Here is a 24,310-nt window from a genome sequence, read left to right as displayed (position 1 = left end):
TTCCACCACCCGTATCAAACGGCGGTGGAACACCGAGGGCACGGCGGCTGTGGCTCGGGCCGCCATCACATTTACCTGGCAGCGACCGCCTCGGCCCCGGCCTGCGGCGCCTGCCAGCCGCCGCCCAGCGCCCGGTAGGCGGCGACTGCCGCGCGCGCCGACGCCGTTTGCGCCTGCGTGCGCGCGTCCCTTGCACGCAGCAGCCTCGTATCGGCCTGCAGTACATCAAGCCGGCTGGTGACGCCTTTCTCGTAGGCTGCCAGCGAAGCGTCGCGGGCGCGCTCAAGCGCCTCTACGCCATGCGCCAGTAAATTGGCCTGTTCTTCATGGCGCAGCAGAGCCGAGCAGGCGTTTTCCACGTCTTCGGCAGCATGCAGCGCGGCGAGCCGGTAGGCCGCCAGCAGCTCGGCTTCCTGGCCACGCGAAGCCTCGATCTGCGCATCGATGCGGCCGAAATCGAACAGGCGCCAGCGCAGGCCCAGCATGCCGGCGGCCTGGCCGGAGCCGCTGCCGAACAGGGCGCCGCCGGCCGTGGCGCTGCCAAACAAGGCGCCAAAATTGAATTTCGGGTAGTACTCGGCAACGGCCGCGCCGGTGCGCGCGCTGGCCGCGGCGAGGCGCCGCTCGGCGGCGATCAGGTCGGGCCGGCGCCGCAGCAGTTCGCCTGGCGAGCCGCCGGCCGTGATACGCGGCGCGCGCGCCATCACGCCGGCGGCGGCCATTTCATCGCCGTAGGTGCCGGGGGCCGCGCCCAGCATCACGTCGAGCGCATGCAGCGCCACCTCGCGCGCCGTGTCCAGGCCGGGCACGGCGGCGCTCGCCTGCGCCAGCGATGCTTCGGCCTGCCGCAGGGCCGGCTCGTTCGCCAATCCCTTGTCGTATAGCAGCGTGGCGAGTTCCAGCAGCGCCGCGTCGGTGTCGACCTGCCGGCGTGCGAGGTCGAGCCGCGCCTGCAGGCCCTGGATGGACAGGTAAAGGTCCGCCGTTTGCGCCGCCACGGCCAGGCGCGTTGCGGCCCATCCAGCCTCGCTGGCCTCGTAATCGGCGCGCGCCGCTTCACGTTCGCGGCGCAGGCCGCCGAACAGGTCGAGTTCCCACGACGCCTGCAGGTTCAATTCCCGCGCGCTGCCGGCGCGGTCATGGCCTGGCGTGGCGTTCAAGACCTTGCCCAGCGGCGTTTGCACCGACTGGTAGGCGCGCGCCGCCTGACCGCCAATGCTGGCCGACGGCAGCAGCGCGGCGTCTGCCGCCCCGGTGGCGGCGCGCGCCTGCCTGACCCTGGCCTGCGCCTGCTCCAGGTCGAGGTTTTGCGCCAGCGCCACCGTTACCAGACGGGTCAGGCGCGGATCGCCGAACGCTGTCCACCACTGCCGCAGTTCGGCAGCGTCCGCGTCCTGGCGCGCGCCGAGCGCCGCCTGGTGCAGATACTGCGCCGCTAGCGGCGCTTCGGGCCGGCGGTAGTCCAGGCCAGCAGTGCAGCCGGTGGCGGCCAGGCCGGCGGCGATCAGCAGAAAGGGGAGGCGCAGGCGTGGCAGTGGCATGGTGGTCTTCCAGTTCAAAAAAGAAATAATGTGTGACTATAATACATATTGGTCACTTATTGTGCATTCCGTCGCGGCGCGTTAAGCTGTCGCCATGAATTCCACCACACCCGACACACCAAGCCCTGCGCGCGGCCCGGCCGGCCACGACGTGCGCGACCAGATCGTTGCCGCCGCCACCGATTACTTCAGCCGCTACGGCTATGAAAAGACGACGGTCTCCGACCTGGCCAGGGCGATCGGCTTTTCCAAGGCCTATATCTATAAATTCTTCGAATCCAAGCAAGCCATCGGCGAGCATATCTGCGCCAGCTGCCTGCGCCAGATCGAAACCGAGGTGAGAAACGCGGTGGCGGCGGCCGGCCAGCCGCCGGAGCAGCTGCGGCGCATGTTCCGGGCCAGCGTCGAGGCCAGCTTGCGGCTGTTTTTCCAGGACCGCAAGCTGTACGACATCGCCGCCTCGGCCGCCACCGGGCGCTGGCCTGCCGTGCAGGCCTACGAGCTGGCCATGGGCGCCTTGCTGCAGGATATCTTGCAGCAGGGACGCAAGACGGGCGACTTTGAACGCAAGACGCCGCTCGACGAAACGGCCAGCGCGATCTATCTGGTGATGCGCCCCTACGTCAATCCCTTGCTGCTGCAGCACAGCGTCGACAGCAGCGAAACGGCGGTGCTGCAACTGTCCAGCCTGGTGTTGCGCAGCCTGTCGCCATAGTTTTGCACTAATTTGTGACCATTGACTTATTTGGTCACTAGTACCAGAATGAGAACCCTGATCACTCATTCATGGGATTCTTATGCGCTGGCGCCGCCTCGCTTCATCTGTAGTCATCTCCACCTTGCCCCTGGCCTTGAGCGCCTGCGCCGACAAGGCGCAGGCCGATCCGCGCACCGCCACGCCGCTGGTGCGCGCCGTCCCGGTGCAGGGCGCCGAAGCGGGCACGCGCAGCTTTACGGGCGTGGTCGCGCCGCGCGTGCAAAGCGACCTCGGTTTCCGCGTGGCCGGCAAGGTGAGCGAACGGCTGGTCGACGCCGGCCAGGTCGTGCGCCGTGGCCAGCCATTGATGCGCCTCGACGCCGACGACCTGCAACTGCTGGCGCAGGCGCGGCAGGAGTCCGTCACGGCCGACCGCGCCCGCGCGCGCCAGGCGGCGGACGAGGAGGCGCGCTACCGCGACTTGCGCGGCACCGGCGCCATCTCGGCATCCAATTACGACCAGGTGAAGGCGGTGGCTGACGCGGCCGGCGCCCAATTGAAAGCGTCCGAAGCCCTGGCCGGGGTGGCGCGCAATGCGTTGCAGTACGCGGTGCTGCTGGCCGACGCCGACGGTGTCGTGATGGACACCATGGCCGAACCGGGCCAGGTGGTCGCGGCCGGGCAGGTGGTGGTGCGCCTGGCCCATGACGGCCGGCGCGAAGCGGCGATCCAGCTGCCGGAAACCGTGCGCCCCGCGCTCGGCTCCAAGGGCCAGGCCACCCTGTTCGGCAGGCCGGGCGCCAGCGTGCCGGCCACCTTGCGCCAGCTGGCGCAGACGGCGGACCGGCAAACGCGCACTTTCGAGGCGCGCTATGTGCTCGACGCGGCGCTCTCAAGCGCGCCGCTGGGCGCCACCGTCACCCTGCGCCTGCCCGGCGCGCATGCCGCCAGCGGCACTGTGCAAGTGCCGCTGGCGGCCCTGCACGATGCGGGCAAGGGGCAGGGCGTGTGGGTGATCGCCGGTACGCCGGCGCAAGTGACCTGGCGGCCGGTGAAGGTGCAGGGGCTGCACGATGACGGCGCCGACGTCAGCGGCCTGAAGGCGGGCGAACGCATCGTCGCGCTGGGCGCCCATCTGCTGCACCAGGGAGAGCGGGTCAGGCTCGAACCGGCGCCAGTGGCCGCCGGCGCGGGAGCGCATCCATGAGCGCGGCGGGCTTCAACCTGTCGGCGCTGGCCGTGCGCGAGCGTTCCGTCACCCTGTTCCTGATCTGCTTGATATCGCTGGCCGGCCTGCTGTCGTTCTTCAAGCTGGGGCGCGCGGAAGACCCGGCCTTCACGGTCAAGGTGATGACCATCGTCACCGCCTGGCCCGGCGCCAGCGCGCGCGAAATGCAGGACCAGGTGGCCGACAAGATCGAAAAGCGCTTGCAGGAGCTGCGCTGGTATGAACGGGCCGAGACCTACACCAGGCCGGGCCTGGCTTTCACGACCCTGACACTGCTCGACAGCACGCCGCCCGGGCAGGTGCAGGCCGAGTTCTACCAGGCGCGCAAGAAGGCCGGCGACGAGGCGGCCAATTTGCCGGCCGGCGTGATCGGCCCCATGATCAATGACGAATACGCGGACGTCACCTTTGCCCTGTATGCGCTGAAAGCCAAAGGCGAGCCGCAGCGCCTGCTGGTGCGCGAGGCGGAAACCTTGCGCCAGCGGCTGCTGCACGTGGCGGGCGTCAAAAAGGTCAATATCATCGGCGAGCAGGCCGAACGCATCTACGTGGAGTTTTCGCAGGAACGCCTGGCCACCCTGGGCGTGCGGGCGCAGGACGTGTTCGCGGCACTGCACGGCCAGAATGCCCTCACGCCGGCCGGCTCGGTCGAAACGCGCGGGCCGCAGGTGTCCATCCGCCTCGACGGTGCGCTCGACGCGCTGCAAAAGATCCGCGATACGCCCGTGGTGGTGCAGGGGCGCACCTTGGCCCTGTCCGATATCGCCACCGTGCGCCGTGGCCAGGAAGACCCGGCCAGTTTCATGGTGCGCAATGGCGGCGAGCCGGCGCTGCTGCTGGGCGTGGTCATGCGCGACGGCTGGAACGGGCTGGACCTGGGCAAGGCGCTGGACGGGGAAGTGACGGCCATCGGTGCCGCCATGCCGCTGGGCATGAGCCTGGCCAAGGTTACCGATCAGGCCGTTAATATCAGCGCGGCCGTCGATGAATTCATGCTCAAGTTTCTTGCCGCGCTGCTGGTGGTGATGCTGGTGTGCTTTATCAGCATGGGCTGGCGCGTCGGCATCGTGGTGGCCGCCGCCGTGCCGCTGACCCTGGCCGTCGTGTTCATCGTGATGGCCGCGACAGGCAAGAATTTCGACCGCATCACCCTCGGTTCCCTGATCCTGGGCCTCGGCCTGCTGGTGGACGATGCCATCATCGCCATCGAAATGATGGTCGTGAAAATGGAAGAGGGCTACAGCCGCATCGCCGCCTCCGCCTACGCCTGGAGCCATACGGCCGCGCCCATGCTGGCGGGTACCCTGGTAACGGCCGTCGGCTTCATGCCCAACGGCTTTGCCCGCTCCAGCGCCGGCGAATACACGAGCAATATGTTCTGGATCGTCGGCATCGCGCTGATCGCGTCATGGGTGGTGGCGGTGGTGTTTACGCCCTACCTGGGCGTGAAGCTGCTGCCCGAGCTGAAACAGGTCGCCGGCGGCCATGATGCGCTGTACGACACGCCGCGTTACCACCGCTTTCGCCGCCTGCTGGGGCGCGTGATCGCCCGAAAATGGCTGGTGTTCTGCACCGTGATCGGCCTGTTCGTGCTGGCCGTGCTGGGCATGGCCGTCGTCAAGAAACAGTTCTTCCCGATCTCGGACCGCCCTGAAGTGCTGATCGAAGTGCAGCTGCCCTATGGCAGCGCGATCGGACAGACCAGCGGCGCGGCGGCGAAAGTGGAAGCCTGGCTGGCGCGCCAGCCCGAAGCGAAGATCGTCACGGCCTATGTGGGCCAGGGCGCCCCGCGCTTTTACCTGGCGATGGGGCCGGAATTGCCCGATCCTTCGTTTGCCAAGATCGTCGTGCGCACCGACAGCCAGCTGGCGCGCGACAGCCTCAAGCAGCGCTTGCGCGTGGCCGTTGCCTCCGGCCTGGCGCCGGAGGCGCGCGTGCGCGTCACGCAACTGGTGTTCGGCCCGTACTCGCCGTTTCCCGTCGCCTACCGGGTCAGCGGCCCCGATCCCGAGGTGTTGCGCGGCATCGCCGACGAGGTGCGGCGCGTGATGCAGGCCAGCCCGATGATGCGTACCGTCAATACCGATTGGGGCACGCGCACGCCCACCCTGCATTTCAGCCTGCAGCAGGACCGCTTGCAGGCGATGGGCCTGACGTCGGCCGCCGTGGCGCAGCAGCTGCAGTTCCTGCTCAGCGGCGTGCCCGTCACCGCCGTGCGCGAAGATATCCGCACGGTGCAGGTGGTGGCGCGCGCGGCAGGCGACGTGCGGCTGGACCCGGCGCGCATCGCCGACCTGACCCTGGCCGGCGCGAATGGCGAACGCATCGCGCTGTCGCAGGTGGGCAGCGTCGAGGTGCGCTCGGAAGAACCCGTGATGCGCCGGCGCGACCGCCAGCCGACGATTACCGTGCGCGGCGACATCGCCGACGGCATGCAGCCGCCCGACGTCTCGGGCGCCATCACGGCGCAGCTGCAAGCCGTCATCGACAAGCTGCCGGCCGGCTATCGCATCGAGCAGGCCGGCTCCATCGAGGAATCGGCGAAGGCAACGCAAGCGATGCTGCCGCTGTTCCCCATTATGCTGGCGCTGACCCTGCTGATGATCATCCTGCAGGTGCGCTCGATCTCGGCGATGGTGATGGTGTTCCTGACCAGCCCGTTGGGCCTGATCGGCGTCGTGCCCACCTTGCTGCTGTTCCAGCAGCCGTTCGGCATCAATGCGCTGGTCGGCCTGATCGCGCTGTCGGGCATCCTGATGCGCAATACCCTGATCCTGATCGGCCAGATCCACCAGAACGAGGCGGCCGGCCTGGCGCCGTTTGACGCCGTGGTCGAAGCGACCGTGCAGCGCGCGCGTCCCGTGATCCTCACGGCGCTGGCGGCCATCCTGGCCTTTATTCCGCTGACCCATTCGGTATTCTGGGGCACCTTGGCCTATACCCTGATCGGCGGCACGTTTGCCGGCACGGTGCTGACCTTGGTTTTCCTGCCGGCCATGTACGCGATCTGGTTCAGGATACGGCCGCAGGCTGTATAGCTTGAATAGCGGGCCGGAGACGCGAGCCTGAGAAAATGCCGATGGCGGCGTTGCGGCTTCCTTGCCGTACTTGTGTACTGTCTGCGTCGCCGCGCCTTGCCCCCGACATTTTTCAGGTCCGCTTGGCCCGGGGAGCCTGTCTTTCTGACTTGGGCCGTTTCGTGGTTTGGCGGTTTGCTTGTTTGCTTGTTTCTTGTTTCTTGTTGCTTGTCTCTTTCTCTAGGCTCCGGCGGCATCCTGCCGGTAGCGCGCCGGCGGCAGTTCGAACTGGTTCTTGAAGAAGCGGGTAAATGCGCTTTGCGAGGAAAAACCCAGGCGGTCGCCGATTTCCGCCACGCTCAGGCTCGTTTCGCACAGCAAACGGCGCGATTCGCGGCTTTTCGCGCGCAATTCCAGCGCGCGGAACGAGGTCTGTTCCTGCTGCAGCTGGCGCTGCAAGGTCCAGCGGTTCATCGCCAGACCGTCGCACAGGGCCGGCAGCAGCGCGGCGCCGTCGGCGTCCCCGGCGCCTTGCCGGCCCAGCAAATCGATGATCGCCTGCTCCACGCGGGCGGAAAACAGCTGCGCCCCCTGCAGCTGCTGCAACTGTCCCTGCGCGTGCCGCAGCGCGTGCGGCGCCAGCATGGCGTTGAACTGGGCGAAGGGCCGGTCCAGCGCCGGCGCGTCGAACGTCAGGGTATTGCGCGCCTGGCCGAAGGTGACGGCGGCGCCGAAGCATTCGGCAATGGCCGGCGCGAACCACGGCGCCTTGCCCTGGAAGCCGGCATGGAAGGCGGTGGGTGTGCCGTCGTCGTAGGCGCGCGCCACCAGCGACAGCATGCGGAAATTGGCCAGCGCCTGCATGGCGCCCCCCAGCTGGCAGAATTCGGACAGGTATTCGATCTCGATGCGCGTGCCGTTCTCGCTCATCAGCATGAAGTCGAATTCGCCGATCAGGCCCCGCAAGTGCAGCAGCTCGTGCAGCGCGCTGCGCAGGGTGGGGCGGTTGAAGCAGACGTGGGCGATGCCCGAGTAATGCGCGAACCAGTGCGTCACGTCGAGGTCGAGCAGGCCGCGGTGCTGCGGCAGCTGCTGGGCGTAGGCCGTCATGCGCCGGTGCCGCTCGGCGTTGATGCGGCCGCCCGGCTCGTCCAGCTGCGCCGGCGTGATGCCCGTCTGGCGAAAAAAGTCGGCGGGGTCGTGGCCATCGGCCTGCATGGCGCGCGCGCATTGCTGAGCGATGCGGTTCGAAACCGTGCGCGTGTCGGGTTTGTGCAAGGCTGCCTCCTGCTTATTCTGCTTGTTGTAGTAATTTTTCACAAATATTAGCACTTTGTAGGAGATTGTTGGTTGTTGTGCCATCTAACCAAAAATTGTTCTCGCGGGTATAAAACGCGTGCTGCGCGGTCAAGAAACTCACGCATTCTCACGCTATATTGTTTTCGGCCGGCCTTGCTGCCGTGCCTTGATACCTACAAAAACAGTCTTGGAGATAATGATGAATTGCACTTTGAAACCGATGGCCCGCGTGGTCGCCGGCTGCGTCGCCACGCTTGCCCTGGCCGCTTGCGGCAACAACCACACCGGCAGCGAGGGATACACGCAGCCCGTGTTCGGCACCACCACCTACACCCAGTTGAAAGTCGACGGCTATACCTTCAAGGACATGAACCGCAACGGCAAGATCGACCCGTACGAAGACTGGCGCCTGCCGGCCGAGGCGCGCGCGGACGACCTGTTGTCGCGCATGAGCCTCGATGAAAAAACGGGCCTGATGATGCACGGCACGGCGCCCACCGTGGCCGACCCCACCGGCATCGGCCAGGGCGGCGCCTACGATTTGACGGCGCTGCAAGACCTGATCGTCAAGCAATACGTCAACACCTTCATCACCCGCATGGCGGGCGACACGGCCAATATGGCGGCCCAGTACAACAAGGTGCAGGCGCTGAGCGAAACCTCGCGCCATGGCATTCCCGTGTCGATCAGCACGGACCCGCGCCACCATTTCCAGTACACGGTGGGCGCCAGCGCCGGTACCAAGGGTTTCTCGCAGTGGCCGGAAACCCTGGGCCTGGCCGCCATCGGCGACGATGCGCTGGTGCGCCGCTTCGGCGACATCGCGCGCCAGGAATACCTGGCCGTCGGCATCACGCAGGCGCTGTCGCCGCAGGCGGACCTGGCCACCGAGCCGCGCTGGTCGCGCATCAACGGCACCTTCGGCGAAGACGCGGACCTGGCCAAGCGCATGGTGCAGCACTATATCGAAGGTTTCCAGGACGGCAATACGGGCTTGCATGACGGCAGCGTGGTGGCCGTCGTCAAGCACTGGGTCGGCTATGGCGCCACGAAAGAGGGCTTCGACGGCCACAATTACTATGGCCGCTACATGACCTACCCTGGCAATAACTTCGCCTATCACGTCAAGCCGTTCGAAGGGGCGTTCACGGCCAAGGCGGCCTCCGTCATGCCGACCTACGCCCTGCCGGACGGCAATATCACCATCGACGGCATCACCCTGGAGCAAGTGGCGGCCGGCTTCAGCAAGACCATGCTGACGGATCTGCTGCGCGGCAAATACGGTTTCGAGGGCGTGATCCTGTCCGATTGGGGCATCACCTCCGACTGCGACGCCAACTGCCGCAACGGCACGGCGCCTGGCGTCGCGCCTTCCTTCATCGGCTTCGGCACGCCGTGGGGCATGGAAGACGCCACCAAGGCCGAGCGCTACGTGAAGGCCGTGACGGCGGGGATGGACCAGTTCGGCGGCGTGACGGAAGCGCCATATCTGACGCAAGCCGTGCAGCGGGGCCAGCTGACGGAAGCGCGCATCGACGCGTCGGCGCGGCGCATCCTGATCCAGAAATTCAAGCAGGGCCTGTTCGAGCATCCGTTCGTCGATGCGGCCAAGGCGGCCGCCACCGTGGGCAAGGCGGAATTTGTCGAGGCGGGCCTGGAAGCCCAGCGCCGCTCGCTGGTCTTGCTGGAAAACAAGGACAAGGTCTTGCCGCTGGCCGCCACCGTCAAGAAGGTCTACCTGTACGGCATCGATGCGGCCGTGGCGCAGCAGTATGGCTACACGGTGGTCGCCACGCCGCAGGAAGCGGACGTGGCCCTGCTGCGCGTGGCCGCGCCCTATGAAACCCTGCACCCGAACTACATCTTCGGCAGCATGCAGCACGAGGGCCGCCTCGATTACGTCGACGGCAACGCCGACTACGAGGCGATCAAGAACGCGGCGAAATTCGCGCCGAAGACGGTGGTCACCGTGTACCTGGACCGTCCGGCCATCCTCGGCAATGTGCAGGACAAGGCCAGCGCCATCGTCGCCAACTTCGGCGTGAGCGACGGCGCGCTGTTCGATGTCCTGACGGGCAAGGCCAAGCCGCAGGGCAAGCTGCCGTTCGAGCTACCGTCGTCGATGGCCGAAGTGCAGGTGCAGAAATCGGACGTGCCGTATGACACGGCCCATCCGCTGTACAAGTTCGGCTACGGGCTGGCTTACTAAACCGTCTCTGTTGTCAACGCACGGAAATCCAGCTGCGCTCCCGTGCGGAGCGCAGCGCGGCGTCGATCAGCCGGTCCACCTCGTAGCCGTCGCGGAAGGTGGGCCAGACGGGCGCGCCGCTGGCGATGGCCTGCAGAAAATCGCGCGCTTCGATGACGATCTGCTCGTTGTACCCGGTGCCGTGCCCCGCGCCCTGGCTGAACGCCAGGTAGTCGGGGTGGCAGGCCCCATCAGCAGGCGCTGGAAACCCTGGCGCTGCGCGGGACGGCCGGCGTCGTACAGCCATAGTGCATTCTGGTCTTCCTGGTCGAAGGCGATCGCGCCTTTGGTCCCCGTGATGCGGTAGGTGTAGCCCATTTTGCGGCCGGCCGCCACGCGGCTGAAGGTGAGGGCGCCGAGCGCGCCGCTGGCAAAGCGCAGCATCACATTGCCCTGGTCGTCGTTTTCCACTGCTTCCATGCCGTGCCGGCCTTGCCGCTGCGCGTGCACGGTATTCATGTCGGCCACCAGCGCGTCGACGGGGCCGCCCAGGCGCAGGGCCAGGTTGAGCAGGTGCGAGCCCACGTCGGCCAGCGCGCCGGCGCGCGTTGCCGTCGCCTCGCGCGTGCGCCACGAAGCGGGCGCGCGCGGATCGTGCAGGTAGTCTTCCACGTGTTCGGCGGCGACGTGGATGATCTCGCCGATCTCTCCCGATTCGATGATCTGCCGCGCCAGCTGGCTGGCGGGCGTGCGGATGTAGTTATAGCCGACCATATTGGCCACGCCCGCGCTTTCCGCCGCCTGCGCCAGTTGCAGGGATTCGGTGGCCGTCATGCCCAGCGGTTTTTCGCAGAATACGGGCTTGCTCAGGGCCAGCGCCGCCAGCACGATGTCCTTGTGTGTGGCCGGCGGCGTGGCGACGATGACGGCGTCGATGGCGGGATCGCCCACCAGCGCGCGCCAGTCGCCCGTGGAGCGGTTCCAGCCCAGTTCCTGCGCGCTGCGGGCGGCGCCTTCTGCGCTGCTGGTGCCGATGCATTCGCACACGGGGTTCAGGGCCGTGTGAAAAATGCTGCGCACAGTTTTATAGGCGATGGTGTGGGCTTTGCCCATGTAGCCGGCGCCGATCAGGCCGATGTTGATGTCTTGCATATGCGGGTACTCCGTTCGTGTCGCGGTGAGGGATTCAGGCTTGCTGGCGCCAGGCATGGCTGTCCAGCGCGTCGAGGAAGCGCGCAGCGGGCCAGTCCTGCGCCAGCGCTTCGTGCATCAGCTGCTGCTGCGTGGGCGGCGCCATGCCGGCGATGGGCTGGTCGCGGTCGAGGTTGCTGGGGAATGCATAGCCTTCGGCGCAGGCGGCCACCGCGTGGCGCACGCCGTCGTCATCGAGGGTGCCCCGGGAGCGCAGCGCCTGCAGGGCCGGATACAGGGCGGCGCTCATGGCGCGGCGGTCCAGCGCTTCCATGGCGCGCCCGAACGGCGACGACACCTGCAGCAGGTTGGCCATGCGGCGGATGTCGGACGAGCGGTTATGCCCGGCCGCGTGGAAGAGGGCGGGGTTGAAGAACACGGCGTCGCCTTTGGACAGGGGCAGCTGCACGCAATGCTGCGCAAAGTAGTCGCGGAACGGCCGCTGCTGCCAGGCGAGAAAACCGGCGCGGTAGCGCTGCGACCCGGGCAGGTACAGGGTGGGGCCCGATGCCAGCGGCATGTCGCAGTGGGCGACGGCGCCCTGCAAGGTCAAGAGGGCCGTCATCTGGTGCACGGGCGCGGGGTAGGCGGCGCAGCTGGCGGCGCTCTGGAAGCCCAGGTGATAGTCGCGGTGCGGCGCCTGGGCCGCTCCGCCCGGGTTGACGACATTCACTTGCGCCGTCATCTGGTAGGCGGGCCCGAGCCAGGCCTCGGCGATCCACGCGAAGACGGGGTTGGCGTAATAGCGCGCGAATGCCTCGGGTGCCCGCAGACACAGTTTTTGCTGGGCGTTCCAGATGCGGTCATTCGCGCCAGCCTTGGCAAAATGGTCGCCGCCCGCCTGGCCGCTCGCATGCTGTTCGGCGATCAGCGCGCGAAACACGCCGCTTACCTGTTCCAGCGTGTCCATGTCGGCGACGGCGCGTTGCAGCACGATGACGCCCGGACCATCCATCAGCGCCCGGCCCCATTCGGCCTGCAGCGCGCGCAGCGACACCGCACTGGCGGCCAGCGCGCGCACCCGGTCGCAGTCGTAGACGAGAATGTTTTCTTTCACCGCAGCGGCGTGGGGATAGTCGGCCAGCGCCGTGCATAGGCTGACGGTGGCGATGAAATCCTGCAGGTCGCAGTTTTCTGATGCCAGCCAGAAGGGGCTGGGCGGCGCTGCGGCGGCGTCTGTGGTGGGCATGCGGTGTCTCCGTTGTTTAAGTTGTAGAATCAGTATAGGGATGAAAATCCGCATTTTTTATCAAAAAATCCATCAAAAAACCATCAATCTGAATTGGATATGGCATGACGCATCCGTTCCCCGTCAAGGTCGTGGCGCTGCAGGCCGGCGTCAGCGTGGCCACCGTCGACCGCGTGATCAAGCAGCGCGGCGGCGTGCACGCCAATACGGTGCGCCGCGTGATGCAGGCGCTCGATGAACTGGCGCGCCAAAGCACGCAGGTGGGCCTGTCTGGCAGAAAATTCATGCTCGATGTGCTGATGGTGGCGCCGCGCCGCTTCACGGACGCCGTGCGGGCCGCGCTGGAGGCCGAATTGCCGTCGCTGCATCCGGCCGTGCTGCGTTCGCGCTTTCACCTGCATGAAACCCTGGAGGTGGACGGCATCGTCGACCTGCTGGAGCGCATCCGCAAGAACGGCAGCCACGGCGTGCTGCTGAAAGCACCGGACTTGCCAGCGGTGGCGGAAGCGGTGAACCGGCTGGCGGCGGCCGGCATCCCCGTCGTGACCCTGGTGACGGACTTGCCAGGCTCCGCGCGCCGCAGCTACGTGGGCATGGATAACCGCGCGGCGGGCGAGACGGCCGCCTGCCTGGTCGGCCACTGGCTGGGTAGCCGGAAAAAACAGCAGGTGCTGGTGACCCTGAGCAGCAACCGCTTTCATGGCGAGGAAGAGCGCGAGATCGGCTTTCGCCGCGCGCTGCGCGAACGTCACCGCCATTTATCCATCGTCGAAGTGAGCGAGGGCCACGGCATCGACGGGGCCACGGGGGCGCTGGTGCGTCTAGCCCTGGCAGATCATCCGGGCATCGCCGCCGTCTATTCGATCGGCGGCGGCAATGCCGCCATCGTGCAGGCCTTTGCGCGAGCGGGCCGGCCCTGCCAGGTCTTCATCGGCCACGACCTCGATGCGGACAACGTGGCGCTGCTCAAGTCGGGCGCCATCCAGGCCGTGCTGCACCACGACCTGGGCCAGGACATGCGCCGCGCCTGCCAGGAAATCCTGCGGGCACAGGGTGCGCTGCCGGCCCTGGCGCAATCGCCGTCACTGTCCGCCATCCAGATCGTCACGCCGTGGAACCTGCCCGTCCTGAACGGGGTGAATTGACAGGCCTGCGAGGCTGGCCGATACTCGCCGCTTCGCTCATCGCTCACCTTTGAAGGAATCCCCCGATGTCCGTCACTCCGCAATTGTGCAAGACCGTGCTCGCCGCCGCGCTTGCAGCCGCGCTGGCCATGCCCGCCATGGCGGCCGACCCCGCCGTTTCCGCAGCGGCTTCCGCGTCGTCCGCCTGGGTCGAGGCCAGCAACCGCAACGCGGCCATCGTGCTGGCGGCGCAGGCGCAGTTCTCGCCCGAAGACGCGTCCGACAGGGGCCTGGCCCAGTACGACGGCCTGGCCGCCGACCTGGGGCCGGACATCACCGGGCGCCAGGTGGCGGCCATGCGGAAGGCGCGCGCGCAGTTGCAGCAGAAGCTGGAACTGGAACGCGACGAACGCATACGCCAGGACCTGGAAATTCTGATCGGCGCCGTCGACCAGGAAATCGCCGGCACCGAGCTGGAAGCCAGATACACCTTGCCATGGGTCGATGTGCCGCAGATGGTCTTTGGCAGCATGCAAAGCCTGCTGCAGGAGCAGCGCCCGGCCGCGCGCCGCGCCAAGGCGCTTGAGCGCCTGCAGCGCTATGTGGGCCAGTTCCCGGGCAGCACGCCGATCACGCAGCAGGCGAAGGCGCGCTTCACGGAGAAAATCGGCACGCCTGGCCTGGCCGGTCCCGTGCGCCTGCAGGTGGCGCAGTCGCTGGAAAACGTGCCCGCGTATATCGCCGGCATCCGCAAGCTGTTCGCCGACATGAAGATCGCAGGTGCCGAACCCGCGCTGGCCGCCATGGAGCAGCAGCTGAACGACTATGCGGCATGGGAAAAGCAGGTGGTGCTGCCCTTGTCGCGCGCGGATTTCCGCATGGCGCCCGAGCTGTACGCGTTTCGCCTGAAGCAGGTGGGCATCGACATCGAGCCGCGCGCGCTGGTGGAACGGGCGCAGGTGGCTTACCTGGAAACGCGCGCCGCCATGCAGGCGCTGGCGCCCGTGGTGGCGGCCAGGCTGGCCTTGAAGGGCGTCGACGGTAGCGACTACCGCCAGGTGCTGCGCGCGCTGAAGAGCGATTCGATCCCGAACGCGCAGCTCGAAGCGCACTACAAGGGCGTCAATACCCAGCTCGAGGAACGCATCGCCCGGCAGCGCGTGGTCGATATCCCTGCGCGCGCCATGACCATGCGCCTGGCGTCAAGCGCCGAATCGGCGGCCCAGCCGGCGCCGCATATGCGTCCGCCTCCGCTGATCGGCAATACGGGAGAACACGGCCAGTTCGTCCTGCCCGTCAGCAATCCGGCCGCCAGCGGCAAGGGCGAGGCGTATGACGATTTCAACTTCGCGGGCGCGGCCTGGACCCTGAGCGCGCACGAGGGCCGTCCCGGCCACGAACTGCAGTTCAGCGCCATGGTGGAGCGGGGCGTGTCGCAGGCGCGCAGCCTGTATGCGTTCAACAGCGTCAACGTGGAAGGCTGGGCGCTGTACGCGGAAGCGGAGATGATCCCGTACGAGCCGGCCGAGGGCCAGTTCATCGCGCTGCAGTTCCGCATGCTGCGCGCGGCGCGCGCCATGCTCGACCCGATGCTGAACCTGGGACAAGTCACGCGTGAAGAGGCGGGGCGCATCCTGACCGACGAAGTGATGCTGTCGAAACCGATGGCGCGCCAGGAGCTGGACCGCTACACCTTCAACATGCCGGGCCAGGCGGGCAGCTATTTCTACGGCTATACGCGCATCCTGCAGCTGCGCGCGGAAACGGAGCTGGCGCTGGGAGACCGATTCGACCGCCTGGCCTTCAACAACTTCCTGCTGGGACAGGGCTTGCTGCCGCCGGACTTGCTGGCCAAGGCCGTGCGCGAACACTTCATCCCCGAGCAGAGAAAAGCGAAGGGCTGACGGCGGGCGACTCGCGCCGCATACCCTATACTGGCGTCCTTGAATAATGACGTGAGCGTGGTTGCATGTGGCGTGGGATCGTATCTGGTTTGCTGGCCGGCGCCTTCTGGGGCGCCGTTTTCATTGTGCCCGTCTTGCTGCCGGATTTTTCTCCGGCCGAGCTGATGGTGGGCCGCTACATCTGTTACGGCGCGCTGGCGGCCGGCCTGATGCTGCCGCGCCTCCTGCCCCTGCTGCGGCGGCTGCGGCGCGGCGACTGGCTGGCCATGCTGCGCCAGGCGCTGGCGGGCAATGTCGTGTATTACCTGCTGCTGGCGTATGGCGTCAAGCTGGCCGGCGTGGCGCCCACGTCGCTGATCATCGGTTTGCTGCCCCTGAGCGTGACGCTGTTCGGCCACAAGGACCACGGCGCGCCGCCCTTGCGCCGCCTGGCCTTGCCGCTGCTGGTGGTGGCCGCAGGCATCGCCTGCATCAATGTCGATATCTTCAGCCAGGCAGGCGGCGCGGGCGCGGATGTCGCCAGCCTGGCGCACAAGCTGGCCGGCGTGTTGTGCGCCATCGGCGCGCTCGCGTGCTGGACCTGGTATGCGCTCGACAATGCCCGTTTCCTCAAGCGCCATGCGCATGTCAGCGCCGCGGAGTGGGCCATGCTGTATGGCCTGGCCAGCGGCGTCATCGCGCTGGTCGTGGGCGCCGTGATGCTGGCGCTGCAGCCGGCGGGCGGCGCCGATGGCGCTCCGGCGCGCGACTGGCCTCGCTTCTGGCTCGTGTGCCTGCTGCTGGCGCTGGGCGCTTCCGTGATCGGCAACTACCTGTGGAATCTGGCGTCGCGCCGGGTGCCCGTCACCCTGTCGGGCCAGCTGATCCTGTCGGAGACCCTGTTCGCGCTGCTGTACGGCTTCGCCTACGCGCAGCGCATGCCGCGGGCGCTGGAGTGGGTGGCCGTGCTCCTGCTGACGGCGGGCGTGCTGTGGTCCGTGCAGCGGCATGCGCACGAGGAGGCAGAGGGGCGGGCAGACGGGCGGGGAGAAGGGCGTGGGGCAGGGCGGACGTAGCGAAAAATACATCGTTGTCAGTCCGCCGTTTGCCCTGGGCCGGCCGTATAATGACGCTCATTTGCCGGTCACCCAAGGAGTTCCGCTTGCAGCTACCGATCCGTTATCCGAACATGCCGCAACTGCTGCTGAAGGCGCGCGACAGCCTGCTCCAGCATTTCCGCCCCATCCTCAATCACTTCGGCGTGACGGAGCAGCAGTGGCGCATCATGCGCGCGCTGAACGAAAGCCCCACCCTGGAACCGCGCGAGCTGTGCGAAATCTGCCAGATTTCCAGTCCCAGCATGAGCGGCATCCTGGCGCGCATGGAAGAGATCGGCCTGATCGGGCGCAGCAAGTTCGAAGGCGACCAGCGCCGCCGCAAGGTGCACCTGTCGGAAGCGGGCGCCAGCCTGCTGCTGCAGATGGGTAAACTGATCGACCTGCAATACGCCCACCTGGAAGAAGCGTACGGCAAGCAGGTATTCGAAGACATGCGCCGCGCGCTGGAAGCCTTCATTGCCCTCGAAACCCTGCCGGTGGCGCCCGCCATCCTGCGCTGAGCCCCGAACTTCTCCTTGCCTGAGCATCATCGGGCGCGTGTTTTTCGACACGCGCCGCCGCTGCTTTTCCCATGCCTGTTCCGTGCATTGCCGCAGCCTGCCGGGCTTGTGCCCGCACCTCTGTCAGTTTTGCTATAAGACTACGCCTTACAGTCAATCACTTACATGTGAGTAAATAAGCGTATAATTTGGCGCACTTGATCTAAATCAAGAAGAACAGCGGATGCCTCATTGTTGATGGGGCGGCAACGCGGCGCCACGCCCGTATTTCGCCAGATAAAACAGGAAAGTCAGGGAAAAATGAACCATACATGCATGCGCGCTGCGGCGCTGGCCGTCTCCACACTCATCGGCGCAAACGTTTGCGCCCAAAGCAATGTCACCATCTATGGCGTGGTCGACGCGGCCACCGCGTACGCGAGCAACCAGGGCGGCAATTCGAACACCTACATGCGCAGCGGTAACTTGTCCGCCAGCAAGATCGGTTTCCAGGGCGTGGAAGACCTGGGCGGCGACCTGAAGGCGCTGTTCCTGCTGGAAAACGGCTTTGAAAGCGATACGGGCGCGCAAAGTTCGGCCAGCGCCCTGTTCAACCGCCAGGCTTACGTGGGCCTGCAATCGCACGCCTACGGCAGCCTGACGGCCGGGCGCCAGTACACGCCGTACTATCTGCTCGTGGGTTCCCTGGCATCGAGCAACGTCTTGACGGGCGCCACCGGCGCCCACCCGGGCGATATCGACGGCCTCGATACGACCGTGCGCATCAGCAATTCCGTCACCTACAGCATGCCCGCCTGGCGCGGCCTGCAAGCGAGCGCGCAATACGGCTTTGGCGAAGCGGCCGACGGCAATGCCGCGGGCAGCAGCTTCAGCGCCGCCGTCAAGTACAGCACCTCGCCGGCCGAATTCGCGCTCGGCTACCTGAAACTGAAAAATGGCGAGAACGGCACCGGCTGGAGCGACAAGGCCTCGGCCAGCTTCGGCATCTCCGCCATCAACCAGGGCTACGCCTCGGCCGACAGCATCGAATTCATCGCCGCCAGCGCCCGCTACACGATGGGCAAGTGGATGGTGGGCGCCAACGCCAGCAACGTGCAATACCAGGCGGGCAGCCATTCCACCTTCCGCGACACGGCCATCTTCAACACGGCCGGCCTGATCGCCAGCTACCAGTGGACGCCGCAGTGGTTCCTGAGCGCTGGCTACAGCGACACCTTCGCCAGCCGCGCCAACGGCGTGTCGGACCGCGCGCGCTACCGCCAGCTGTCGTTCGAACAGAATTATGCGCTGTCCAAGCGCACGGCGATCTACCTGATCGAAGCGCGCCAGCTGGCGCGCGGCCAGACCCTGGGCCAGAACGGCGCCATCGTCGACGCCGTCGCCTCGGTCGGCGATTCGCAAAACGGCACGCCGTCGTCGAACGGCGGCCAGACGGTGGTGATGGTCGGTCTCAAGCATTCTTTCTGAACGGTTGCTGAACTCACGGGAGCTTCAATTGGACGCTACACATAACAAGGAGGGCCGCGGCCCCCTGAATCCCGGCCGCCGCATGGTGCTGGCCGGCTTGCTGTCGGCTTCGGCCGCGGCGCTGATTCCCTGGGCGCTGGCCGAACCGGTCGCCAGTGCGGAGCAGGGCGCCTTCCTGGGCGTGTCGGCCATGCTGGTCGGGCGCCAGGTGCTCGATCCCGTGCTGGCCCGGCGCCTGTATGACGCGTTGGTGGCGCAGGACGCTGCCTTCCCCGCGAATGTGCGTGCCTTGCTGGCCCTGATCAATGCGCAGGGCTTGCAGGCGGCCGGCCTGCAGGAAGCGCTCGATGCGCTCGACCCGGCACTGTCGCCGCTGGCGGCCCTGCCGCGCCAGATCGCCAGCGCCTGGTACCTGGGCATCGTCGGCACGGGCGAGGCGGCCGTCTGCGTCGCCTACGAGCAGGCGCTGAACGCGGCCGTCGTGGCCGACGTGCTCAAGCCCCCCACGTATTCCTACGGCGCCTACGGCAGCTGGGCCAGAAAACCAATTTAAGGAGCCATCATGGCTGAAGAACTCTCCGCCGATTACCTCGTCATCGGCTCCGGCATCATCGGCTCGCTGGCCGCGCGCAAGCTGGCGCTGGCCGGCGCCTCGGTGCTGATCCTGGAAGCGGGCCCGCGCGTGTCGCGCGGCGAAATCGTCGCCCGTTTCCGCAACACGACGCGCCGCAGCGACTGGATGTCGCCGTATCCGTCGGTGGCCACGGCGCCGCACCCGATCTACCAGCCGAAGGATAACGGCTACCTGGTGCAGGCGGGCCCGTACCCGTACCCGGCAGAGTACATCCGCCAGTTCGGCGGCACCTCGTGGCACTGGGCCGCGCAGGCGTGGCGCAACGTGCCGAACGATTTCCGCATCCATACCTTGTATGGCGTGGGCGTCGACTGGCCCATCAGCTACGAAGACCTGGAGCCGTTCTACCAGGAAGCGGAAGAGATCATGGGCGTCTCGGGTGCCGAGAATACGGGTTCGCCGCGCAAGCAGCCATTCCCGATGGATCCCGTGACGGAGCCGTACGCCATGCGCCGCATCCGCGAACGCCTCGACCCGTCGTTCAAGGTGGTCGGCAACACGGTGGCGCGCAACAGCGTCAGCTACGATGGCCGCCCGGCCTGCTGCGGCAACAACAGCTGCCAGCCGATCTGCCCCATCGACGCGCAATACCACGGCGGCATCGCCGCGCAGCAGGCGGAAGACGCGGGCGTGAAGATCGTCTGCAACGCCAACGTCTACAAGCTGGAACACGACGCGCAGGGCCGCATCACGGCGGCCTTGTACTACGACGTGGATAAAAAAAGTCACCGGGTCACGGCCAGGACCTTCATTCTGGCGGCCAACGGCATCGAAAGCCCCCGCTTGCTGCTCGTTTCCGCCACGGACAAGTACCCGAACGGCCTGGCGAACAGCAGCGACATGGTGGGCCGCAACCTGATGGACCACCCGAGCACCTCGATCACCTTCGACGCCGATGAAGACCTGTGGCTGGGCCGGGGCCCGCAAAGTCCCAATTCCATCAACACCATGCGCGACGGCGACTTCCGCAGCCAGCATTCGCCGTACCGTCTGGACTTCACGAACATCTCGCGCGTGGATGGCGCGACCAGGGAGTTGATCGGCAAGGGCGTGTTTGGCGCGGAATTCGAACAGCAGCTGCGTTTCCGCTCGGCGCGCGAAATGAGCCTGAAAAACGTGCTGGAAGTGCTGCCGAACCCGGAAAACCGCATTGCCCTCAGCAGCGAAAAGGATGCCATGGGGATCCCCAAGCCGCAGGCGCATTTTGCGATCGACGAGTACACAAAACGGGGCCACGAGCGCTCGAAGCAGGATTTCGAGCAGATCGCCAAACTGATGGGCGGCACCAATCTGCGCCACAGCAAGGAAGGCGTGTTCGCCAACAACCAGCACATCTGCGGCACCCTGTCGATGGGTTCCGATCCGGCCAAGGCCGTGTGCGACCAGTGGGGCCGCACGTTTGATCACGCCAACCTGTTCCTGTGCAGCACCGGCGTGCTGCCCACGTCGGGCACCTGCAATTCGACGGAAAACGGCCTGGCCGTGGCACTGCGCACCGTCAAGCATATCCTCGACGAACAACAGGGAGGAACAGCATGATGGCGACCTTCAGAATGGCGGCCGGCGCCGCCTTGCTGGCACTGGCCTTGCCCGTGCTGGCGGCGAACGCCCCTGGCGCCGACGTGCAGGCCATCGAGCGCGGCCGCTACCTGGCGACGGCGGGCGACTGCATCGCCTGCCACAGCGTCCCGGGCGGCAAGCCGATGGCGGGCGGCCTGTCCCTGGCCACGCCGTTGGGGGCCATTGTCGCCACCAACATCACGCCGTCGACAACGCACGGCATCGGCAACTACACGCTCAAGCAGTTTTCCGACGCCGTGCGCCATGGCGTGCGGGCCGACGGCGCGCACCTGTACCCGGCCATGCCCTACACGGCCTACGCCAGGGTGACGGATGACGACACGGCCGCCCTGTACGCCTACTTCATGCATGGCGTGGCGGCGGTGGACACGGCGCCGGCAACACAGACGGACTTGCCGTTCCCGTTCAACATCCGCCTGTCGCTGGCGGGCTGGAATTGGCTCTTCCTCGACAAGAAGCCGTTCGTGGCCGATCCAGCCAAGAGCATGGAGTGGAACCGCGGCGCCTACCTGGCGCAAGGGCTGGCCCACTGCAGCACCTGCCACACGCCGCGCAACGCGCTGATGGCCGAGCAGCTGTCGAAGGAGCTGGGGGGCTTTGATCTGGGCACCTGGTTTGCGCCGAACATCACCTCGGACGCCAACAGCGGCATCGGCAGCTGGAGCCAGCAAGACCTGGTCGACTACCTGCGCACGGGCCGCGCCGCGCACCGGGGGCAGGCTGCCGGACCGATGGCCGAAGCCATCGACCATAGCCTGAAGCACCTGAGCGACGCGGACCTGAGCGCCATCGCGCACTACATCAAGAGCGTACCCGCCATCCGCGACAAGGCGGATACGAAACCGGTGACGCAATGGGGCCAGGCGGGCGATGAGCTCAATGCGATCCGCGGCGTGGCGCTGCCGCAAAACCTGAACAGGATGTCGGGTGCGCAGCTGTACGATGCGCAGTGCGCCAGCTGCCACCATGCGAAGGGCGAGGGCAGTTTCGACGGCAGCTTGCCGCCCTTGTTCCACAACTCGGTAACGGGCCGCAGCAACAGCAACAACCTGGTGATGGCGATCCTCGATGGGGTGGAGCGGCAGGATGGCAAGGGTAATCATATTGCGGGACACCTGATGCCAGCCTTCCGCCAGACCCTGTCGGACGAGCAGATCGTCACCCTCGGCAATTACGTGCAAAAGATGTACGGCAATCCTGACGTGAAGGTGACGGCGGAACAGGTGACGACCCTGCGCAATGGCGGTCCTGCCTCGAACCTGATCGGCCTGGCCCGCGCCGCCATCATCGTCGCCGTGCTGGTGCTGCTGGCCTTGCTGCTGTGGTGGCGGGGACGGCGGCGCAAGGAAACATCAGCAGCTTAAAAAATCCCCCTGAAGCAAAGGCTGGGGTCAGACCCGACAGGGTCTGACCCCTTTTTCTTGCGCAGATTTTTTGCAACTCGTTTGCATATGCGGAACTTATGTACTATCATGAGTTACATGAGACGCGACAGCAAACTATCATCGATCCTCCATGTGCTGCTGCACATGGCCCACGCGGGACGCCCGATGACGTCCGAGGAACTCGCCGGCTGCCTGGACACCAACCCCGTGCTGGTGCGGCGTGTGATGGCCGGCTTGCGCGAGCGCGGCTACGTGGCCTCGGGCAAGGGGCATGGCGGCGGCTGGCGCATCGTCTGCGACCTGCACAGGGTGACCCTGCAAGACATCTACGTGGCCGTCGGTTCGCCCACCATCTTCGCCATGGGCAACCGCGTCGACCAGCCGGGCTGCCTGGTGGAGCAGGTGGTCAACCAGTCGCTGGCCGGCGCCTTCGATGAAGCCGAGGCGCTGCTGATCCGGCGCTTCGGCGCCGTCACCCTGGCCGACCTGGCCGAACGTTTCAGCCAAGAATATGCCATCCACCGAGGAGCACCCCATGCACATCTTTGACGCCATCATCGTCGGCGGCAGCTACGCCGGCCTGTCCGCCGCCACGCAACTGGCGCGCGCCCGCCGCCGCGTGCTGGTGATCGACGGCGGCCAGCGCCGCAACCGCTACGCCAGCCATTCCCACGGCTTCCTGACCCAGGACGGCAGCGGGACGGCCGCCATCGCCGCCGAGGGCAAGGCGCAGCTGCTGGCGTATGCCACCGTGTCCTGGCTGGACGGCACGGCCGTGCAGGCGGCAGCCAGCCGCGATGGCGATGGCTTCGACGTGACCCTGGCGGACGGCAATGTCGTTCACGGCCGCCGCCTGGTGCTGGCCACCGGCGTGATCGATGAACTGCCGCCCGTCGATGGCTTGTCCGAGCGCTGGGGCGCCAGCGTCTTTCACTGCCCCTATTGCCACGGTTATGAACTGGAGCATGGCGCCATCGGCGTGCTGGCCACGGGGCCACTGTCGATGCACCATGCGCTGATGCTGCCCGACTGGGGCACGGTCACTTTTTTCCTGAATGGCGCGTTCGAACCCGATGCGGCGCAGCTGGCGCAACTCGAGGCGCGCGGCGTGACGGTGGTGCGCACGCCTGTGGCGCGGATCGACGGCGTGGCCGACGTGGTCATGGCCGACGGCAGCCGCCATGCGATGGCCGGCCTGTTCGTGGCCACCCGCACCCGCCTGGCCAGTGCCCTGGCTGTGACGCTGGGCTGCGCGCTGGAAGAGGGCGCCATGGGTCCGTTCGTGCGCACCGACGAGCAAAAGGCCAGCAGCGTGCCCGGCGTCTTTTGCTGCGGTGACGCGGGCCGCATGGCCGGCAGCGTGGCGTTCGCGGTGGCCGACGGCGCCATGGCGGGCGTGGCGGCACACCGTTCGCTGATGTTCGGGCTGGATCAGGCGGCAAAACCCCCGTCGATCTTCAGCCCGGCGCCCGTGACGAACGCCGCTTCGTCGCTGGCCAGGTAAGCCACCATGCCGGCGATTTCATCGGCCGTGCCGTGGCGGGGCAGGGCCATCAGGCCGTGCATCAGGTCGGCGAAGTCGCCCGTGGGCGGGTTCATGTCGGTGGCGACGGGGCCTGGTTCCACGTTGTTGATGGTGATGCCGCGCGGTCCCAGGTCGCGCGACAGGCCTTGTGTCAGGCCGCTCAGCGCCGATTTGCTCATGGCGTAGGCGGCCGCGCCGCCGAACGGCATGCGGTGCGCATTCGTGCTGCCGATATTGATGATGCGCCCGCCCGTCTGCATGTGCGCCACGGCCGCCTTGATGGCCACGAACACGGCGCGCACGTTGACGGCAATCGTCTTGTCGAAGTCCGCCAGCGAAAAATCATCGATGGCGCCGGGCAGGAATACGCCCGCGTTGTTGACGAGGATATCGACACGGCCAAATTGCGCCGCCACCTGGTCGATGGCGGCCGTCAGGGCTGCGGCGTCGGCCGCATCGGCCTGCACGCCCAGCGCCTTGCCGCCGGCCGCTTCCACCTTGGCCGCCAGCGCCTGCGCTTCGGCGGCCGAGCTTTGATACGTGAAGACGACATTGGCTCCCTGGCTGGCCAGGCGGCGCACGATGGCCGCGCCGATGCCGCGCGAGCCGCCCGTCACAAAGGCGATCTTGTTCAGCAGTGAATGGGTATGGTTGCTTTGGGTTTGCATGACGGGCTTTCTGTGTGAGGAGTCGAGGAATTCAGTATCTAGGTTTCATTCCTGCCGCGCTAGCCATGAATCGCT

At 66.8% G+C, this 24,310-nt stretch carries 19 protein-coding genes; 14 read left to right on the top strand and 5 right to left on the bottom strand.

Translation table 11 applies throughout. The annotated features are described in order from the left end of the window. Positions 1 to 71: 71 nt before the first annotated feature. Positions 72 to 1,541: an efflux transporter outer membrane subunit gene (locus D9M09_RS14295; RefSeq protein WP_121669651.1), complete on the bottom strand. Its 1,470-nt coding sequence runs from the start codon at positions 1,539 to 1,541 to the stop codon at positions 72 to 74. Between the two features lie 94 nt (positions 1,542 to 1,635). On the opposite strand from D9M09_RS14295, the gene D9M09_RS14290 reads away from it, so the two are divergent. The 3 genes from D9M09_RS14290 (at position 1,636) to D9M09_RS14280 (ending at position 6,504) form a co-directional block, all read left to right on the top strand. After that, complete coding sequence (locus tag D9M09_RS14290; protein WP_121669650.1) at positions 1,636 to 2,256, top strand: TetR/AcrR family transcriptional regulator; 621 nt, start codon at positions 1,636 to 1,638, stop codon at positions 2,254 to 2,256. 82 nt (positions 2,257 to 2,338) lie between these two features. After that, positions 2,339 to 3,445 carry an efflux RND transporter periplasmic adaptor subunit gene (locus D9M09_RS14285; RefSeq protein WP_121669649.1) on the top strand — a complete coding sequence of 369 codons (1,107 nt, stop codon included), beginning with the start codon at positions 2,339 to 2,341 and terminating at the stop codon, positions 3,443 to 3,445. Further along, the gene (locus D9M09_RS14280; protein ID WP_099409436.1) at positions 3,442 to 6,504 is read left to right on the top strand and encodes an efflux RND transporter permease subunit; all 3,063 of its coding nucleotides are present in this window, start codon (positions 3,442 to 3,444) and stop codon (positions 6,502 to 6,504) included. Before D9M09_RS14285 ends, D9M09_RS14280 begins: the two co-directional genes overlap by 4 nt. 219 nt (positions 6,505 to 6,723) lie before the next feature. On the opposite strand, the gene D9M09_RS14275 is transcribed toward D9M09_RS14280, so the two are convergent. Then, positions 6,724 to 7,761 carry a helix-turn-helix transcriptional regulator gene (locus D9M09_RS14275; RefSeq protein ID WP_162995682.1) on the bottom strand — a complete coding sequence of 346 codons (1,038 nt, stop codon included), beginning with the start codon at positions 7,759 to 7,761 and terminating at the stop codon, positions 6,724 to 6,726. A gap of 217 nt (positions 7,762 to 7,978) precedes the next feature. Between D9M09_RS14275 and D9M09_RS14270 the strand changes: the two genes are divergently transcribed. Beyond that, positions 7,979 to 9,991, top strand: a complete 2,013-nt coding sequence (locus D9M09_RS14270) for a glycoside hydrolase family 3 protein (RefSeq protein ID WP_121669647.1) — start codon at positions 7,979 to 7,981, stop codon at positions 9,989 to 9,991. Positions 9,992 to 10,057: 66 nt separating this feature from the next. On the opposite strand, the gene D9M09_RS14265 is transcribed toward D9M09_RS14270, so the two are convergent. Together D9M09_RS14265 and D9M09_RS14260 are read right to left on the bottom strand one after the other, a co-directional pair. Continuing rightward, complete coding sequence (locus D9M09_RS14265) at positions 10,058 to 11,122, bottom strand: Gfo/Idh/MocA family protein (protein WP_205602373.1); 1,065 nt, start codon at positions 11,120 to 11,122, stop codon at positions 10,058 to 10,060. A gap of 34 nt (positions 11,123 to 11,156) precedes the next feature. Continuing rightward, the gene (locus D9M09_RS14260) at positions 11,157 to 12,350 is read right to left on the bottom strand and encodes a phytanoyl-CoA dioxygenase family protein (RefSeq protein WP_121669646.1); all 1,194 of its coding nucleotides are present in this window, start codon (positions 12,348 to 12,350) and stop codon (positions 11,157 to 11,159) included. A gap of 104 nt (positions 12,351 to 12,454) precedes the next feature. Here D9M09_RS14260 and D9M09_RS14255 point away from each other — a divergent pair, with 104 nt between their 5' ends. The 10 genes from D9M09_RS14255 to D9M09_RS14210 all read left to right on the top strand — a co-directional run bounded on the left by D9M09_RS14255 (position 12,455) and on the right by D9M09_RS14210 (position 23,546). Continuing rightward, positions 12,455 to 13,495: a LacI family DNA-binding transcriptional regulator gene (locus D9M09_RS14255; protein WP_121669645.1), complete on the top strand. Its 1,041-nt coding sequence runs from the start codon at positions 12,455 to 12,457 to the stop codon at positions 13,493 to 13,495. A 65-nt stretch (positions 13,496 to 13,560) separates the two neighbouring features. Continuing rightward, a complete protein-coding gene (locus D9M09_RS14250) occupies positions 13,561 to 15,378 on the top strand; it encodes a DUF885 domain-containing protein (protein WP_205602372.1) in 1,818 nt (605 codons plus the stop codon). Positions 15,379 to 15,443: 65 nt separating this feature from the next. Further along, positions 15,444 to 16,433, top strand: coding sequence for a DMT family transporter (locus D9M09_RS14245; RefSeq protein WP_121669644.1), 990 nt, complete (start codon positions 15,444 to 15,446; stop codon positions 16,431 to 16,433). An 86-nt stretch (positions 16,434 to 16,519) separates the two neighbouring features. Next, positions 16,520 to 16,975 carry a homoprotocatechuate degradation operon regulator HpaR gene (gene hpaR, locus D9M09_RS14240; RefSeq protein ID WP_227741981.1) on the top strand — a complete coding sequence of 152 codons (456 nt, stop codon included), beginning with the start codon at positions 16,520 to 16,522 and terminating at the stop codon, positions 16,973 to 16,975. A gap of 300 nt (positions 16,976 to 17,275) precedes the next feature. Continuing rightward, a complete protein-coding gene (locus D9M09_RS14235) occupies positions 17,276 to 18,442 on the top strand; it encodes a porin (RefSeq protein ID WP_240453643.1) in 1,167 nt (388 codons plus the stop codon). A gap of 28 nt (positions 18,443 to 18,470) precedes the next feature. After that, on the top strand, positions 18,471 to 18,995 hold the full coding sequence (locus tag D9M09_RS14230) for a sorbitol dehydrogenase family protein (RefSeq protein ID WP_240453642.1): 525 nt from the start codon (positions 18,471 to 18,473) through the stop codon (positions 18,993 to 18,995). A gap of 9 nt (positions 18,996 to 19,004) precedes the next feature. Then, the gene (locus tag D9M09_RS14225) at positions 19,005 to 20,615 is read left to right on the top strand and encodes a GMC family oxidoreductase (RefSeq protein WP_121669642.1); all 1,611 of its coding nucleotides are present in this window, start codon (positions 19,005 to 19,007) and stop codon (positions 20,613 to 20,615) included. Beyond that, positions 20,612 to 22,021: a cytochrome c gene (locus D9M09_RS14220; RefSeq protein ID WP_121669641.1), complete on the top strand. Its 1,410-nt coding sequence runs from the start codon at positions 20,612 to 20,614 to the stop codon at positions 22,019 to 22,021. Before D9M09_RS14225 ends, D9M09_RS14220 begins: the two co-directional genes overlap by 4 nt. 117 nt (positions 22,022 to 22,138) lie before the next feature. Beyond that, on the top strand, positions 22,139 to 22,591 hold the full coding sequence (locus D9M09_RS14215; RefSeq protein ID WP_121669640.1) for an RrF2 family transcriptional regulator: 453 nt from the start codon (positions 22,139 to 22,141) through the stop codon (positions 22,589 to 22,591). Beyond that, on the top strand, positions 22,578 to 23,546 hold the full coding sequence (locus D9M09_RS14210) for an NAD(P)/FAD-dependent oxidoreductase (protein WP_121669639.1): 969 nt from the start codon (positions 22,578 to 22,580) through the stop codon (positions 23,544 to 23,546). The genes D9M09_RS14215 and D9M09_RS14210 overlap by 14 nt, the downstream gene beginning before the upstream one ends. On the opposite strand, the gene D9M09_RS14205 is transcribed toward D9M09_RS14210, so the two are convergent. After that, on the bottom strand, positions 23,474 to 24,235 hold the full coding sequence (locus tag D9M09_RS14205) for an SDR family oxidoreductase (RefSeq protein WP_121669638.1): 762 nt from the start codon (positions 24,233 to 24,235) through the stop codon (positions 23,474 to 23,476). The genes D9M09_RS14210 and D9M09_RS14205 overlap by 73 nt on opposite strands. Positions 24,236 to 24,310 lie beyond the last annotated feature (75 nt).

Origin of the sequence: Janthinobacterium agaricidamnosum (assembly GCF_003667705.1) — a bacterium.
Lineage (GTDB): Bacteria > Pseudomonadota > Gammaproteobacteria > Burkholderiales > Burkholderiaceae_D > Janthinobacterium.
Note: the sequence above shows the minus strand (reverse complement) of the source record. Positions and strands in the feature narration are given on the sequence as shown.